At 69.9% G+C, this 16,175-nt stretch carries 15 protein-coding genes; 7 read left to right on the plus strand and 8 right to left on the minus strand.

The features are described 5' to 3' along the window. Window positions 1-8 precede the first annotated feature (8 nt). The 3 genes from argS to ASE10_RS18395 all read left to right on the plus strand — a co-directional run bounded on the left by argS (window position 9) and on the right by ASE10_RS18395 (window position 3,634). Window positions 9-1,697 carry an arginine--tRNA ligase gene (gene argS, locus ASE10_RS18385; RefSeq protein WP_056306140.1) on the plus strand — a complete coding sequence of 563 codons (1,689 nt, stop codon included), beginning with the start codon at window positions 9-11 and terminating at the stop codon, window positions 1,695-1,697. Next, window positions 1,698-2,564 carry an SPOR domain-containing protein gene (locus tag ASE10_RS18390; protein WP_056101014.1) on the plus strand — a complete coding sequence of 289 codons (867 nt, stop codon included), beginning with the start codon at window positions 1,698-1,700 and terminating at the stop codon, window positions 2,562-2,564. It begins immediately after the preceding gene. A gap of 653 nt (window positions 2,565-3,217) precedes the next feature. After that, window positions 3,218-3,634, plus strand: a complete 417-nt coding sequence (locus ASE10_RS18395) for a hypothetical protein (RefSeq protein WP_055904962.1) — start codon at window positions 3,218-3,220, stop codon at window positions 3,632-3,634. Window positions 3,635-3,898: 264 nt separating this feature from the next. Here the strand turns inward: ASE10_RS18395 and ASE10_RS18400 are convergent, their stop codons facing one another. The 4 genes from ASE10_RS18400 to ASE10_RS18415 form a co-directional block, all read right to left on the minus strand. Further along, a complete protein-coding gene (locus ASE10_RS18400; RefSeq protein ID WP_055904965.1) occupies window positions 3,899-4,750 on the minus strand; it encodes an NAD(P)-dependent oxidoreductase in 852 nt (283 codons plus the stop codon). Window positions 4,751-4,776: 26 nt separating this feature from the next. Beyond that, window positions 4,777-5,028 (minus strand): YciI family protein, encoded by a 252-nt coding sequence (locus tag ASE10_RS18405; protein WP_056101017.1) that lies wholly within the window; start codon window positions 5,026-5,028, stop codon window positions 4,777-4,779. Window positions 5,029-5,042: 14 nt separating this feature from the next. After that, entirely contained in the window at window positions 5,043-6,932 is a 1,890-nt protein-coding gene (gene speA / locus ASE10_RS18410; protein WP_056101019.1) for an arginine decarboxylase, read from the minus strand. An 81-nt stretch (window positions 6,933-7,013) separates the two neighbouring features. Next, window positions 7,014-8,870: a M48 family metallopeptidase gene (locus ASE10_RS18415; protein WP_056306142.1), complete on the minus strand. Its 1,857-nt coding sequence runs from the start codon at window positions 8,868-8,870 to the stop codon at window positions 7,014-7,016. A 177-nt stretch (window positions 8,871-9,047) separates the two neighbouring features. Between ASE10_RS18415 and speE the strand changes: the two genes are divergently transcribed. Next, complete coding sequence (speE, locus tag ASE10_RS18420; RefSeq protein WP_055904978.1) at window positions 9,048-9,911, plus strand: polyamine aminopropyltransferase; 864 nt, start codon at window positions 9,048-9,050, stop codon at window positions 9,909-9,911. Between the two features lie 279 nt (window positions 9,912-10,190). Here speE and ASE10_RS18425 read toward each other — a convergent pair whose 3' ends face one another. Next, a complete protein-coding gene (locus tag ASE10_RS18425; RefSeq protein ID WP_235567585.1) occupies window positions 10,191-11,177 on the minus strand; it encodes a YeiH family protein in 987 nt (328 codons plus the stop codon). Window positions 11,178-11,352: 175 nt separating this feature from the next. On the opposite strand from ASE10_RS18425, the gene ASE10_RS18430 reads away from it, so the two are divergent. Next, window positions 11,353-12,291 (plus strand): LysR substrate-binding domain-containing protein, encoded by a 939-nt coding sequence (locus ASE10_RS18430; RefSeq protein ID WP_082559794.1) that lies wholly within the window; start codon window positions 11,353-11,355, stop codon window positions 12,289-12,291. 28 nt (window positions 12,292-12,319) lie between these two features. Here ASE10_RS18430 and ASE10_RS18435 read toward each other — a convergent pair whose 3' ends face one another. Beyond that, the gene (locus tag ASE10_RS18435; RefSeq protein ID WP_055904987.1) at window positions 12,320-12,658 is read right to left on the minus strand and encodes a P-II family nitrogen regulator; all 339 of its coding nucleotides are present in this window, start codon (window positions 12,656-12,658) and stop codon (window positions 12,320-12,322) included. Window positions 12,659-12,931: 273 nt separating this feature from the next. Here ASE10_RS18435 and ASE10_RS18440 point away from each other — a divergent pair, with 273 nt between their 5' ends. Both ASE10_RS18440 and ASE10_RS18445 read left to right on the plus strand, forming a co-directional pair. After that, on the plus strand, window positions 12,932-13,198 hold the full coding sequence (locus ASE10_RS18440) for an accessory factor UbiK family protein (RefSeq protein ID WP_055904990.1): 267 nt from the start codon (window positions 12,932-12,934) through the stop codon (window positions 13,196-13,198). A gap of 10 nt (window positions 13,199-13,208) precedes the next feature. After that, entirely contained in the window at window positions 13,209-14,723 is a 1,515-nt protein-coding gene (locus ASE10_RS18445; RefSeq protein WP_056306144.1) for a YifB family Mg chelatase-like AAA ATPase, read from the plus strand. Between the two features lie 18 nt (window positions 14,724-14,741). Here the strand turns inward: ASE10_RS18445 and ASE10_RS18450 are convergent, their stop codons facing one another. Both ASE10_RS18450 and ASE10_RS18455 read right to left on the minus strand, forming a co-directional pair. Further along, window positions 14,742-15,218 (minus strand): hypothetical protein, encoded by a 477-nt coding sequence (locus ASE10_RS18450; protein ID WP_056306146.1) that lies wholly within the window; start codon window positions 15,216-15,218, stop codon window positions 14,742-14,744. 369 nt (window positions 15,219-15,587) lie between these two features. Next, on the minus strand, window positions 15,588-16,061 hold the full coding sequence (locus tag ASE10_RS18455) for a hypothetical protein (RefSeq protein ID WP_055905056.1): 474 nt from the start codon (window positions 16,059-16,061) through the stop codon (window positions 15,588-15,590). Window positions 16,062-16,175: the final 114 nt, after the last annotated feature.

The following is a 16,175-nucleotide window of genomic DNA, read 5'->3' on the forward strand; positions in this document are numbered from 1 at the left end:
GAATCCCCGTGAAAACCCATCTCCGCGCGCTGGTCGCGCAGGCCATCGATGCGTTGCGCGCCGCCGGCACTCTGCCGGCCGAGCTGGCGACGCCCGATTTCGTGATCGAACGCCCCAAGACCCATGCCCAGGGCGACTTCTCGACCAACGCCGCGATGCTGCTGGCGAAACCGGCGCGCGCCAATCCGCGCGAGATCGCGCAGAAGCTGGTCGAGGCCCTGCCGGCCAACGACGACATCGCGCGCGTCGAGATCGCCGGCCCCGGCTTCATCAACTTCCATGTCGACGAGTCGGCCTGGCGCCGCCTGCTGCGCGACGCGCTCGCCGCCGGCGCCGGCTACGGCCGCAACGACAGCGGCAAGGGCCACCGCGCCGGCGTCGAATACGTCTCGGCCAACCCGACCGGTCCGCTCCATGTCGGCCACGGCCGCGCCGCGGTGATCGGCGACTGCATCGCGCGCGTGCTCGCCGCCAACGGCTGGAACGTGGCGCGCGAGTTCTACTACAACGACGCCGGCGTGCAGATCAACAACCTGGCGATCTCGACCCAGGCGCGCGCGCGCGGCATCGCCCCCGGCGATGAAGGCTGGCCGGAAGACGGCTACCGTGGCGACTACATCGCCGACGTCGCCCGCGCCTACCTCGAAGGCGCCTCGGTCGAGGTCGACGGCCATATCGTGGTCGGCGCCGGCGACATCGAAGACCTCGATGCGATCCGCCGCTTCGCCGTGGCCTACCTGCGCCGCGAGCAGAACGGCGACCTCGCCGCCTACGGCGTCGACTTCGACGTGTACTTCCTGGAAAGCTCGCTGTACGCCGACGACAAGGTCGAGGAGACCGTGCGCGAACTGATCGCGCACGGCCATACCTACGAGGAAGGCGGCGCGCTGTGGCTGCGCAGCACCGACTTCGGCGACGACAAGGACCGCGTGATGCGCAAGTCCGACGGCACCTACACCTACTTCGTGCCGGACGTCGCCTATCACTTGAGCAAATGGCAGCGCGGCTACGAGCGCGCGATCACCGAACTGGGCGCCGATCACCACGGCTCGCTCGCGCGCGTGCGCGCGGGCCTGCAGGCGCTCGACGCCGGCATTCCGCAGGGCTGGCCGGAGTACGTGCTGCACCAGATGGTCACGGTGATGCGCGGCGGCGAGGAAGTGAAGCTGTCCAAGCGCGCCGGCAGTTACCTGACCCTGCGCGATCTGATCGAAGAAGCGGGAAGCGACGCCGTGCGCTGGTTCCTGATCGCGCGCAAGCCCGACTCGCAACTGACCTTCGACATCGATCTGGCGCGTTCGCAGTCGATGGACAACCCGGTCTACTACGTGCAGGTTTCGCACGCGCGCATGTGCGGCCTGATGCGCCAGCTCAAGGAGCGCGGCCTGTCGTTCGACCTCGAACAGGGCCTGGCGCAACCGCTGGACCTCGACGACGAGGCCGCGCGCGAACTCGTGGTCACCTTGCTGCGCTATCCGGACGTGGTCGCCGCCGCCGGCCGCGACCTCGAACCGCACCAGATCGCGGTCTATCTGCTGGAGTTGGCGCAGACCTTCCAGACGTATTACAACGACCACCAGTTCCTGGTCGACGACGCGGCCGTGCGCAACGCGCGCCTGGCCCTGGCGACGGCGACGCGCCAGGTGCTGGCGAACGGTCTGGACCTGCTGGGCGTCAGCGCCCCCGAGGTGATGTAAGTGGCAGCACGACGTGGCAAATCGCAAGCGAAGCGCAACCAGGGCAACGGCGGCGGCCTGCCGGGCTGGGCCTGGGGCGTCATGGGCGTCCTGCTGGGCGTGGTGCTGATCCTGTCGGCGCCGAAGCTGCTCAAGTCCGACGGCGACGGCTTCTTCCGTCCCAAGCCCAACCCCGACGCCCAGCCGGCGCCGGTCGCGGTGGCCGAGGACGAGACCGTCGCTCCCGACAACGACGACGGCCCCAGCAAGCCCAAGCCCGCCGCCGACCCGGACAAGCAGGCCACCGCCTACGCGTTCTACGACCTGCTGCCGGGCAAGGAAGTGCCGCTGACGGACGCCGAACTGGCCGCGACCGAGCGCGCCGAAGCCCAGCGTCTGGCGCAGCAGCAGAAACAGCAGGCGGCGCAGGCCGCCGCCGCCCAGAACGGCGCCGTCCAGACGACGACCGCGCCCGCCGACGCGACCGCCGCCAACAACGCAGGCACCGCGCTGCCCAAGCCGGTCGACGCCGGCCCCAGCACGCCCGTCGCCACGACGCCGGCGACGGTCACGGCCAACAACGCCGGCACGACTACGCCGGCCACGGCCAACGTCGCCGCCAACACCGCGCCGAAGCCGGTCGCGATCGACGACGGCACCCGTTACCTGCTTCAAGCTGGCGCGTTCCAGGCTTCCGGCCAGGCCGAGGAAATGAAGGCCAAGATCGCCCTGCTGGGCCTGGGCGCCCGGGTCGAGCCGGCGCAGATCAGCGGCAAGACCGTCTACCGCGTGCGCATGGGCCCCTACGGCACCGCCAGCGACCTCGCCGAAGCCAAGCGCAAGCTCGCCAGCGGCGGCCTGCCGGGGCTGGCGATCAAGGTCAAGTAAGCGCACCTTCTGAACCCCTCTCCCGCCTGCGGGAGAGGGGTTGGGATGAGGGCAGCCGCCGGGCTTGAGGTGCTACCACCTCGCCCCGCCCCTCATCCGGCCCTGCCGGGCCACCTTCTCCCGCGAGCGGGAGAAGGGAAAGCGTCCGCGCCTGGGCAGGCGCCGAAGACCAAAGCACGCACGCCTTGAGCCCCTCTCCCGCCTGCGGGAGAGGGGTTGGGGTGAGGGCAGCCGCTGAGCTTGCGGTGCTACCACCTCGCCTCGCCCCTCATCCGGCCCTGCGGGCCACCTTCTCCCGCGAGCGGGAGAAGGGAATAGCGTCCGCGCCTGGGCAGGCACCGAAGACCAAAGCACGCACGTCTTGAGCCCCTCTCCCGCTTGCGGGAGAGGGGTTGGGGTGAGTGCCGTCGCAGCGATTGCGGTGCTATCACCTCGCCACGCCCTCATCCGGCCCTCCGCGCCCCCTTCTCCCGCGAGAGGGAGAAGGGAAAGCGCCACGGGCACTCAAGTCCATTCCGAGCGCGGGCTCAGCCTCCTCCCTGCTCCCACACACCGCCGCGGCGCAAGCGCGAGCGCGGTCACAGCCCGCGCCGCCGGCGCTTGGCGATACGCGTCGCCGCGGTAGACTCGCCCGGTTCGCAGCAGGGTGAAGCATGGACAAACGCGTACTACTGGGCTGCATCGCCGCACTGTCCGTACTGTTGCTGGGCGGCATGGCCGCGCAGCTGGCCGGCAGCGACGGCGGCGGCAGTCAGATCCTTTCTTCGCCGCTGGGCCGGGTGCCGATCGGCGATGTACTGATGGTGCTGCTGGCGATGGCGGTCGGCGGCGCGATAGCGCGACGCAAGTTCCGCGCGATCGCGGTGCTGATGGTGTTGATCGTGTGGTTGGCGATCCTGACCGTGCTGGTGGCGATGATCGCCCCCGACAGTCCGCCGCCGATGGCCTCGCTGCCGGCAATGCTCAAGTACAACGGCGCGGCGATCGTGTTGACCTTGTTCGCGGCCTGGTTGGGCGCGACCCTCGGCGAAACCCTGGCCAACCGCCGCAACAAGACGGCCGCCTCCTGAGGGGAGGCGCCGTGTCGGCGCCTTCCTTTCGCTTTCTGTGGGAGCGGCGTGAGCCGCGATCGCGCCGCTCGACATTCGACGCAAGCCGCGGCTCTTCCTCATCCCGCCTAAAAGCATCGCGGCTCACGCCGCTCCCATAGAAAGCAGGGCAGCGTTCGCGCGATTCCAGCGCGAACGCCCGTCACGGCCCGCTGCGTTCCTGCAAGAACATCGCGGCTTACGCCGCTCCCACAGACTGCCAGGCGCGGCGCGCGCGCAGCCGAATCAGCCGCGCTTGAGCGCAATCAGCGCCGAGGTGTCGGATTCGCCCATGCCGCGCTCGATCAGCTCGGCGTAGTCGGCGATGGCCTGGTCGATGGTCGCGGTGCGGATGCCGGCATCGCGTGCGATCGCCTGGACGATGCGCAGGTCCTTGAGCATGTGCGCGCACTTGAAGCCCGGCGCGAACTCGTCGCGCAGCATGGTCGCGCCGCGCTTGTCGAGGAACCAGTTGTTGGCCGCGCCGGCCATCAGCGTCGGCAGCAGGCGCTGCGGGTCCAGGCCGAGCTTCTCGCCCAGCGCCAAACCTTCGCAGACCGCTTCGTTGATGCCCGCGACCAGCACCTGGTTGACCGCCTTGGTCGCCTGGCCGGCGCCGGTGTCGCCCATGTGGCTGATGCGCGCGGCGTAGGCTTCGATCGCCGGGCGCGCACGCTCCAGCACCGCGGCATCGCCGCCGACCATCACCGACAGCTTGCCGTTGCGTGCGCCTTCGACGCCGCCGGACACCGGCGCATCGAGGAAACCGATGTTGTGCGTGGCCAGCATCGCCGCGCAGCGGCGCGCGGTCTCGACCGCGACCGTGGAATGGTCGACCACCACCGCACCGGCCTTGAGCACTTCCGCCAACGCGGCGACGTTCTCCAGCACGTCCGCGTCCAGCGACACGCACAGCGTCACCACGTCGCAGTCGGCGAAGTTGGCCGCCGAGCGCGCCGCACGCACGTCCAGCTCCGCCGCCATCGCGTCGGCCTTGGCCTGAGTGCGGTTGCCGACCGCGGTCAGCAGCCCCTTGCTGTGCACGTAGCGCGCCATCGGCGCGCCCATCGCGCCCAGGCCTATGAATCCGACTTTCATTTCAACCTTCCGTCCCGTAGGGGTGTTCAGACCAGCCATTCGTAAATCGTGAGCCGCGACGCGCCGGCCAGGTGCAGAGGATCGGTGTGGGCGAGCGCCGTCGCCGCGGCCAGGTCAGGCGCCAGCAGCACGTAGGCGCCGCCGCTCTTGTCGGAAAACGCGCCCGAGCGTTCCAGGCGGCCCTGCGCGCGCAGCGCGGCAACGAACTCCCTATGCGGCTCGATCACAGCCGCATCGAACGCCGGCTCGCGCATCGCCAGCACCAGGTACTGCTTCATGCCCGAACTCCCGCTCACGCCAGCGGCGCGTCGCTGAGATAGGTGTAACCGGTCAGGCCGGCTTCCAGGTCCGCGTTCAGGCGATCGGATTCCTCGTCCGGCAAGCGCGCGGCGGCGACCTTGTCGCGGTAGGCCTGGCGCAGGTCGGCCAATCGGTAGCCGACGTAGTCCAGCATCACATCGGTGGTGTCGCCGCGGCGCTGCTGCACGATCCGGTAGCCGTCGCCGTCGACGCGCACTTCGATCGCATCGGTGTCGCCGAACAGGTTGTGGATGTCGCCCAGGATCTCCTGGTACGCGCCGACCAGGAAGAACGCCAGCCGATAGCTTTCGCCGTGCTTCAGGCGGTGCAGCGGCATCGAGCTGTCCAGCCCCTCGTTCTCGACGTAGGTCTTGACCGTGCCGTCGGAGTCGCAGGTCATGTCGGCGAGGATGCCGCGACGCTGCGGCGCCTCGTCCAGGCGCTCGATCGGCACGATCGGGAACACCTGGTCGATCGCCCACACGTCCGGGATCGACTCGAACACGCTGAAATTGACGAAGTACTTGTCGACCAGACGGTCGTTGAGCTCGTCCAGCAGTTCGCGATGGCTCTTCTCGTCGTAGTTCAGACGCTGACGCACCGCATGGGCGATGGCGTAGAACAGGTCGTCGATGCGCGCGCGATGGGTCAGGTCGATCTGGCCCAGCGCGTACGAGGACAGGCCCTCGCTGTGGTGGTGCTGGGCCTCGTGGAACAGCTCCACCGCCGGGCGCTGGTCGAGTTCGCCGTGGATCTCGCGCAGGTGGCGCACCACCGCCGGCTCGTCGTCGTGCTCATCGGGGATGCGGCCTTCCGGCGCTTCCTCGACTTCCGACACGTTGGCGACCAGCACCGCGTGGTGCGCGGTCATCGCGCGGCCGCATTCGGTGACCACGCGCGGCGGGGTCAGGCCGTGCTCGGCGCAGGCTTCGGCCAGCGGCTGGACGATGCTGTTGGCGTACTGGCCGAGGCCGTAGTTGATCGAGCAGTAGCCGCGCGAACGCGTGCCTTCATAATCGATACCCAGGCCGCCGCCGACGTCCATGTAGCGCACCTTGGCGCCGAGCTTGGACAGTTCGACGAAGTAACGCGTGGCCTCGCGCATGCCGTTGGCGATGTCGCGCACGTTGGAGATCTGCGAACCCATGTGGAAGTGCAGCAGCTGCAGGCAGTCGGTCATGCCGGCGTCGCGCAGCTTCTTCCACAGGTCCAGGACCTGGCGCGGCGACAGCCCGAACTTGGCTTTGTCGCCGCCGCTGTTCTGCCACTTGCCGGCGCCCAGCGAGGCCAGGCGCATGCGCACGCCCAGGCCGGGCTGTACGCCCAGGGCCTGCGCCTCTTCGATCACCAGCGCCAGCTCGGACGGCTTTTCGACCACGATGTAGGTCTCCAGCCCGAGCTTGCGGCCGATCAGGGCCAGGCGGATGTACTCGCGGTCCTTGTAGCCGTTGCAGACGATCAGGCCGCCGGGCCGGCTCAGGGCCAGCACCGCCATCAGTTCGGGCTTGCTGCCCGCTTCCAGGCCGAAGCCCTCGCCGTGGTGCGAGGCCAGGGTGCCGGCCACGCCCTGATGCTGGTTGACCTTGATCGGGTAGACCGCGGTGTAGCCGCCGGCGTAGTCCCACTCGGCCTGGGCCTGGGCGAACGCGGCCTGGAGCTTGCCCAGGCGGTCGCCGAGGATGTCCGGGAAGCGCACCAGCACCGGCAGCTTGGCGCCGTTGGCGCGCGCGGCGTCGACCACTTCGGGCAGCGGAATCGCCGGCCCGCGCTCGCCGTGCGGCCGCACCGCGATCCGCCCGGCCGTATCGACGTCGAAGTAGCCTTCGGACCAATGCGGAATCGAGTAGGTCTTGCGGGCCTGATCGAGCGACCAGTCGGACATCGGCGTGACACCACGGATACGGAGGGGACGCGCATTCTACCGTCCCCGTTCGCTCAAGCCGTCGACATCGCCTGAACGGCGTCAGGCCGGCCCGTAGACCGGCGCCCCGGCCACCGCCTTGATCCGCTTGGCCAGCTTGCGCTGGCTGGAGGCGTGCACGGCGACGAAGCTGCCGGGCAGCTCGAGCGCGTCGACCACCTTCTGCAGCATGCCGTCCTCGGTCCAGGCCATCCCGCGCAGGGTCACCACCACCACGTAATGCGGCACCCCGGTGTCGTCGCCGTCGATGTGCTTGCGCGCGATCCAGGCCTGCTTGACGTGGCCGGCGCGCTGCAAGCCGTCCGCCGCGACGCGCAGCGCCTCGGCGTCGAGGCCGTGTTCGAGGTAGCGGTCCTTCTTGGCGTCGACTCGCTCGCGCGCCTGCATGGCGACGTCGCGGCGCTGGTGCAGGGCGCGCAGGCGCGAGATCGTCGCGCCGAAGCCGGCCTCGTCGTCGGCCTGGCGGTAGTACTGCGCGAGCAGCTGCAGCGCCTGTTCCAGCAGATTTTCGTCGAGCTCGATCGCGCGCTCCAGGTAGGCCACGCCTTCGGCGTCCTGGCGATCCAGCAGCAGCGTGCCCAGGCGGGCCTGGGCCAGGGCGTCGTCGGGCCGCGCGGCCACGGCCGCACGGTACAGCGGGGCCGCGTCGGCGTCCGGGCGCAGCACTTCGACCAGACGCGCGTACTCGCCCAGTTCGGTGTCGGCGAGCGCATCGGCGCGCGTCTCCAGCTCGGCCAGGCGCTCGACATCCTGAGTGTGGCGATCATGGCGCTCGCGCCAGTTCTCGGCGACGTGCTCGCGCCATTCCTGGCTGAAACGCTCCTGCAAGCTGTCCAGCAGCGGGCCGAGCAGATCCTCGGCGGCCGAGCGCACCGGCGCGGGCACCGCCACCGGCGCCTGCCCCAGGGCCTGCAGGCGCTGGGCCAGGGTGGGATGGGTGTCGTCCAGGCCGGGCGCCTCGTCCAGCAGTTCCTGCAGGCGCACCGGCTCGTCCTGGCTGGCGGCGGCGAAGCTGCCGGCCATATCGCGGAACAGCTGCTGCGGCGGCTGCGGCCGGGTCTGCACGCTGCGCTCGACGTCGGGCCAGAAATCCCGCTGCAAGCGCGCGCTGCCCAGGCCGACCCGCTGCAGCGCCTGCGCCATGGTCGGCGCACCGGTCACGCGCGCGGCGGTGGCGTCGGCGTCGTACTCCTGCGCGCGCGCCAGCACGAAGCTGTAGGCGTCGAAGTACGGCGCGTACCAATCGAAGAAGCGCCGGAACAACGCGGTCGTCCACGAACGCCGCATCGCCAGCTCCTCCAGGAACCGGTACCAGCTCACCCGGACCCGGTAGATCCAGCCGGAAAAACGCCCGTGGCCGCCGCCGAAATGACCGAACTCGTGCGCGATCACCGCCGCGAACTGCTCGCGGCTGAGCAACTGCATCAGCGGCAGACCGATCACCAGGTAATGGGTGTGCCCGAGCAGGCCCAGCGCGCGCGGCACGCTGGCCGCGCCGGCGTTGAGCTGCGGATCGATGATGATGTCGTGCAACGGCGGCGCCTGGGTCTGGGCGCGCAGACGCTCGATCTCGGCGCGCAGCTCCGGGGCCTCGTCCGGCGCCAGCACGTGGCCGGTCGGCGGTTCGAACTTCACCCAGATCGCCTTGATCACGAACCAGCCGAACGCGACGGGTATCCAGACGACCTTGATCAGCTTCACCAGCAGGATCGGACTGATCGCCAGCAGCGCCAGCACCAGCCCCGCCGACATTCCCAGCGCCAGCAGCACCGTGCCGCCCAGCACCGCGAAGCCCAGGCCCGCCAGCAGGGCCAGTTTGAACTTGTAACGTCCCGGCGCGCGCTGCGCCTCCTGCTCCAGGCGCTCGACGAGCCCCCGGTACCGTGCGACCGATGCCATCCCTGCCACCTCCCCCTGACTGGGGCCATTTTAGGACAGGCCGGGCGCCTAACGCGCGGTCCGTTACAATGCCGCCCCCCGCCTTATCGCAGCGCCCGCACGTCACGGCGCATCGCAGCCGTCATCCGCGGCCGCTACCCTGGAAGGCGCGACCAACTTCCCTCTGGAACCACCCGCATGAGCAGCACCGACAGCACCTGGAAGTACGAGAATTTCGAGCCCGCCGGTTCGGCCATCGGCTACCGCATCACCCGCAAGCTCGACGAGGTCCAGTCGCCGTTCCAGAAGATCGAGATCTTCGAGAGCACCGACTGGGGCAACGTCATGCTGATCGACGGCGCGATGATGCTGACCACGCGCGACAACTTCCTCTACCACGAGATGATGTCGCACCCGGCGCTGTTCACCCATGCCGCGCCCAAGAACGTCGTCATCATCGGCGGCGGCGACTGCGGCACCCTGCGCGAAGTGCTCAAGCACCCCGGCGTCGAAGAAGCCGTGCAGTGCGACATCGACGAGCAGGTCACGCGCATGGCCGAGAAGTGGTTCCCGGAACTGTGCGAACGCAACAGCGACCCGCGCGCCCAGCTGCTGTTCGACGACGGCATCGCCTACATGGCCAACCGCGCGCCGGGCAGCGTCGACATCATCATCGTCGACTCCACCGACCCGGTCGGCCCGGCCGAAGGCCTGTTCAACAAGGCCTTTTACGAAAGCTGCTTCCGTGCGCTCAAGGACGACGGCATCCTGGTCCAGCAGTCGGAATCGCCGCTGGTCCTGCTCGAACTGATCAAGGAAATGCGCGGCGAGATGGGCAAGGCCGGCTTCGCCGGCTTCCAGACCCTGCCGTTCCCGCAGCCGTGCTACCCGACCGGCTGGTGGAGCTGCACCCTGGCGCGCAAGTCCAAGTCCGATGGCTTCGGCTTCCGCGACACCGACGCGCGCGGCAAGGGCTTCGACACCTTGTATTACAGCGCCGACATCCACCGCGGCGCGCAGACCCTGCCGCCGTTCGTGGCCGCGGCCCTGGGCGAGGGCTGATCCGGCATCGGGCGCAGGTCGGGCGAACGCCTGGCCCTGCGCCCGATACGCGAACTCGCGGCGGCCGTTGCGGCCGCCGCTGCTTCGGGTCCGCCTGCCCTCAGCGGAATGCCGCCATCGCCATCGTCGGCGCACGCGCTCGATAGCGCGAGCGCGAGCCACTTTGCCGCGGTCCGCGTACAGGCACTTCGTGGCTTCGACATCGCACTATCCCTCGAACTGCGCCAGATCTTGCGGCGAACGCGCGGCCCGCTCGGCACCACGGCACTACGAGCGGCCTTATCCGCCGCCAGCGACCCAGCGCATCGCCAGGCAATTGAGCGCGTAACCGCCCACCGTCAACAGCGCGAACAGCAGCGCGGCGAGCAATAAAGGTCTGGCGCCGGCCTGGCGGATCGCACTGAGCTGGGTGCGCAGGCCGAGCGCGGCCATCGCCATCGCCAGCAGTGCGGTGTCCAGCTGGACGATGGTCGCGGTCCAGACCGGCGGCAGCGGCAGCAGCGAGTGCAGGCCGCTGACCGCGATGAAGGCGAGCGCGAACCACGGCATCGCCAGTTTCGGGCGCGTGCCGTCGGCGCCGCGGGTGCCGCGCGCCGACAACAGCAGCAGGAAAGGCGCCAGCAGCATCACCCGCAGCATCTTCTCGATCACCGCCGTCGAGGCGGCGGTTGCGCCGATTGCCTGACCCGCCACGACCACTTGCGCGACCTCGTGCACGGTCGAGCCGACGTACAGCCCGTAGGCGTGCTCGCTCAGGCCCAGGTGCGGATACAGCCAGGGGTAGACGAACATGCCGATGGTGCCGAACACGACCACCGTCGCGACGGCGACCGACACCTGATGCGCGCGGGCGCGCAGCACCGGCTCGGTCGCCATCACCGCGGCCGCGCCGCAGATCGCGCTGCCGGCGCCGATCAGCATCGCCGTCTCGCGGTCCAGCTTCAGCCAGCGCGTGCCCAGCCAGACCGCCAGACCGAACACCGAGGCCACGACCACGACATCCACCACCAGCCCGGCGATGCCGACCGCAGCCAGGTCCTGAAACCCGACCCGGAATCCGTACAGCACGATCCCCAAGCGCAGCAATCGGCTGCGGCACAGGTCCACACCGGGGCCGGCCACGACGGCGATGCGGGCGAAAGCGGTATTGCCGACGGCGATGCCGAGCACGATCGCCAGGGTCAACGCGCTCAGTCCCAGACCGCGCAGCGGCGCCCACTCGCCCAAGGTCCAGGCCAGCGCGGCGATCGCCGCCGCCAAAGCCAGGCCAGGCGTCCACACCGCCAGACGTCGCAACGCGGTGCGGGGCGTGGTGGACAGCTGGGTGGTTTCGTAGGCGACGGACACGGGGCGCTCCATGGCGAAGGGCGCCACGGTAGGCCGCCGCGGTACCGGCGTCCAATGCATATAATTCCATGATCCATGAATCTGGCTCATGCCGATGAACCTGCATCTGCTGCGCACCTTCCTGACCGTGGTCGAGGCCCAGAACTTCTCGCGCGCGGCGCAGCTGCTGTTCGTAAGCCAGTCGGCGGTGTCCAAGGCGGTACGCGAACTCGAACACCAGCTCGACCTGCCGCTGCTGGAGCGCGGCGGCGCCGAGGGCAAGGCCCTGCGCGGCGTGGCCCTGACCGAGCACGGCCGCGCGGTGTTCGAACATGCGCGTGCGATCTTCGCCCTGGAACGCGCCGCCAGCGAAGACGTGCGCGACCGGGCCGAGCTGCGCCAGGGCAGGCTGCGCATCGGCGCCAGCACCACCGTCGCCGCGTACTGGCTGCCGCAGGCGATCGCCGCGTTCGCGCGTCGTCACCCCACGCTGGAACTGGAGCTGGTGGTCGGCAACACCGACGAGGTCAGCCGCGCGCTGATCGATTGCCGGGTCGATGTCGGCTACGTCGAAGGCGAAGTCGCCGATGCGCGGATCGCGGCCTCGCTGTGGCGCACCGAAGCGCTACGCCTGATCGCCGCCGGCGATGGCGTCGCGGCCCGCAGCAAACGCATGACCGCCAGCGCCTTGGCCGAGCAGACCTGGTTGCTGCGCGAACCCGGCTCCGGCACGCGCCAGGCCGCGCAGGCCTGGTTCGACGCCCAGGGCATCGTGCCCGCACGCGCCATCGAGATCGGCAGCAACGAGGCCATCGCGCGCGCGGCAGCCGCGGGCGCGGGCGTCGCCCTGTTGCCGGAAACCGTGGTCGCCGATCTGGTGGCGATCGGACGGCTGCGCACGATCGCGCTCGTCGGCGACGCCAACGCCGCCACGCGGCCCTTGTACCGATTGGAGCTGCTCAATCGCCCGCAGGCGCCGGCATTGCGTGCGTTCCTGGCGCTGGACGCGGATTCGACCGCGTCGCGCGCGCGTCAGGCCAAGCCGGGTACGTGACGCGCGCGATTGCGCCGCCGCAACGCCCTTACAACGCGTCGCCGTCCATTTCGCCGGTGCGGATGCGCACCGCGCGCTCCAGATCCCAGACGAAGATCTTGCCGTCGCCGATCTTGCCGGTGCCGGCCGCCTTCATGATCGCCTCGACCACGGCCTCGACCTGCTCGTCGACCACGGCCACTTCGAGTTTGATCTTGGGCAGGAAATCGACCACGTACTCGGCTCCGCGGTAAAGCTCGGTATGGCCCTTCTGGCGACCGAAGCCCTTGACCTCGGTGGCGGTGATGCCGGCCACGCCCGCTTCGGCCAGCGCCTCGCGCACGTCGTCCAGCTTGAACGGCTTGATCACCGCCATGACCATCTTCATCGTCGCTCTCCGGTTCCCTACCCGCGCTGCGCGCCTCGTCTTGGCGGCAGCATAGCCGAGCGGCGCGCTCCAGCCGCGGTCCGGACGGCATTCACGCAGTCTTCGCCCGGCCGCGTTCGAGGATGGCTTGCCTCGCGTCCGCGACCGCGCCCGTGGTGTAATGGCTTACCGCAGTGTCAGATTTTTCTGACAGTGCGATGCGGCCCACACCTACGGCGCCGCCCCGGCCACGAGGCCAAGCTGGCCACGTCCCCCGGATAGAGTCCCGACCCGATGATCGACCTGAACCATATCGACGACCTCGCCCGCCGCCTGGGCTCGCTGTTGCCGCCCGGCGTGCGCGAAGGCCGCGAGGAAATGCAGCAGAACTTCAAGGCCGTGCTGCAGAGCGGGCTGGCCAAGCTGGACCTGGTCACGCGCGAGGAATTCGAAGTGCAGCGCGCGGTCCTGTTGCGCACGCGCGAGAAGCTGGACGAACTGCAACGCACCGTGGCCGAGCTGGAAGCGCAGCTGGGCCAGTCCGCACCGCCCCAACACTGAGCCTGCCGCCATGAATCTGGCGATCGTGCACAGCCGTGCGCGTACGGGCGTCCGTGCGCCCGCGGTCCGGGTCGAGGTCCACCTCGCCGGCGGCCTGCCCTCGATGTCCATCGTCGGCCTGCCCGAAGCCGCGGTGCGCGAGGCCAAGGACCGCGTGCGCGCAGCGATCCAGTGCGCCCAGTTCGAGTTCCCGGCCCGCCGCATCACCGTCAACCTGGCGCCGGCCGACCTGCCCAAGGACGGCGGGCGCTACGATCTGGCGATCGCACTGGGCATCCTCGCCGCCAGCGGCCAGGTGCCGTTGGACGCGCTGGGCGACTACGAATTCCTGGGCGAACTGGCCCTGACCGGCGAACTGCGCGCGATCGACGGCGTGCTGCCGGCCGCGTTGGCCACGGCCGAGGCTGGACGCAAGCTGGTGGTGCCGGCCGGCAACGGCGCCGAAGCCGCGCTGGCCAGCCGGGTCGAGGCCATGACCGCGCGCACCCTGCTCGAAGTCTGCGCCCTGCTGTCGGCGCGCAAACCGCTGCCGGCCGCGATCGCCGTGCCGACCCGCCGCGTTCCAGGACCGGACCTGGAAGATGTGCGCGGCCAGAGCCAGGCGCGGCGCGCGCTGGAGATCGCCGCCGCCGGCGGCCACCACCTGCTGCTGATCGGCCCGCCCGGCTGCGGCAAGACCCTGCTGGCCGCGCGCCTGCCCGGCCTGCTGCCGGACGCCGACGAGGACGAAGCCCTGGAAGCAGCCGCCATCGCCTCAATCAGCGGCCGCGGCCTGGACCCGGCGCGCTGGCGCGAGCGCCCGTTCCGTTCGCCCCATCACACCGCCAGCGCGGTCGCCCTGGTCGGTGGCGGCGCCGAACCGCGCCCGGGAGAGATCTCGCTCGCGCACCACGGCGTGCTGTTTCTCGACGAACTGCCCGAGTGGGACCGGCGCGCGTTGGAAGTGCTGCGCGAACCTTTGGAGTCGGGCGTGGTGACGGTGTCGCGCGCCGCGCGCAGCTCCGAATTCCCGGCCCGCTTCCAACTGGTCGCGGCCATGAACCCCTGCCCCTGCGGCTGGGCCGGCGACCGCAGCGGCCGCTGCCACTGCGGCATCGACGCGATCCGCCGCTACCGCGCCCGCGTGTCCGGGCCGATGCTGGACCGGATTGATCTGCATGTCGAAGTGCCGCGGCTGGCGCCGACCGAACTGCGCGCGGACGCGCCGCCGGGCGAATCCAGCGCCGAGGTCCGCGTGCGCGTGGCCCAGGCGCGCGAGCTGCAGCGCAGCCGCGCCGGCAAGGTCAACGCGCAGATGACCCAGGCCGAAACCTCGGCGACCTGCCGCCTCGACGACCGCGACTACGGCCTGCTCGAACGCGCGGTGGAAACCCTGCAGCTGTCGGCGCGTTCGACCCACCGCATCCTGCGCGTCGCGCGCACCATCGCCGACCTGGCCGGCAGCCCGCGCATCCACAGCGCGCACCTGACCGAGGCGATCGGCTATCGGCGCGCGGACCGCGGCCAGTTCAACCAGGCGGCTTGAGCCCGCCGCCCGCCCGGCTTACAAGCCCGAGCAATTCTCGCCGCAGACCTTGGGTCTCTCGAGGAAACCGCGCGCGCCTTCGCGAGCCTCGCGCATCTCGGCCTGGGTGCCGCAACGGGTCTTCTTCATGCCGGTGCCGCTCACGCGTTCGCGCCAGCACACGTCCTGATCGTCGCGTGCGCTGCGGGTGTCGACGATTTCGGCGTTGATGCGCTCCAGGGCGTTCTCCAGCCGGATCTTTTCGTCCATCGACAGCTGGTCCAGGGACTGCTTGCCCTCGGCGACCGCGAACACTTCCTTCTGCGCCTTTCGGATCGCATTGGCCTGGCGCGGGCTGAGACCTTCGAAGCGGTTGCCGTCGAGATCGGCCTGAATCTCGCGCTGTTGCTCCAGCACGATCTGCAAGCGGTCGCGGCCGTCGGCCGACGCGTTCTCGGCTGCCGACAAGGGCCCTGCGGCCAGGGCCAGCAGCAGACACAGCACTAGACGTTTCATGGCGATGACTCCGTGTGTGGAGCGTGGGCGCTGCCGCGATCGCTGAAGAAGCAGGCGGTGTCGCGGGCCTGGCTCGTTTGGTCTTTCCCCGAGCCGGACATTACGCCGCCCCGCCACCGGCTTCAACGGCCGCAGGCACCGCAGGTCGGAAACGCGGAACGGCGCCTGGCGCGCCGATCGGGGCCGGCCGCCTTCGCCGCGTCGCGGCGGTGCGGATTCGCATTCGCGGCTGGCCGGCCAAGGCCATGAACTTGCCGGCGATAGCTACGCGCAGATAGGCGCGCGCCGAAACGAAACAGGCGGCCCGAAGGCCGCCTGTCCGGGCATCGCGTCGCGACACCCACCGCTTGCGCGCGTGGAGCGCGGCGATCAGTTGCTCTTGCAGTCGGCGCAGCCGCCGCGGCTGTCCATTTGGTTGCGCGCGGCGTCGCGCTCTTCGCGCATCTGCGCGACGGTCTTGCACACGCGCTCGCGGCGCGTGCTGCCCAGGATCTGACGACGCTCGCAAACCAGGCGCTCGTCTTCGGTCTTGTTGATCGCAGCTTCGATCCACTCCAGCGCATTGAAGACTTCGGTCTTCTGCTCTTCGTTGAGATCGTCGGTCGAGCTCTTGCCTTCGAGCGTGCGCAGCACTTCGCCCTGCTTGGCCAGCAGCTGCGAACGGGTGTCGGCGTTGAGGTTCTTGTAACGGCCAGTGCGCGACTCGACGCCGGCGCGGATCTCCGCCTGCTGGCTGCGGATCGACTCGACCTGCAACGCGTTGCGGTCCACCGAAGCGAACGCGGCCGGCGCAGCCAGCAGGCCGCCGAGCACGAGGGCCATCACTACCTTCTTCATCGACATTGGAACGATCCGTGGTTTTTGGAGCACCCGAACATACTTTGCCGAATCGGCCGTGTCGACTGCCTCCCACCCTCTTTTTCGCAGCTTTGCGCCAAGCCGAATGCAGCTATCGGG

The sequence above is a fragment of the Lysobacter sp. Root76 genome, from assembly GCF_001428685.1.
GTDB lineage: Bacteria > Pseudomonadota > Gammaproteobacteria > Xanthomonadales > Xanthomonadaceae > Lysobacter.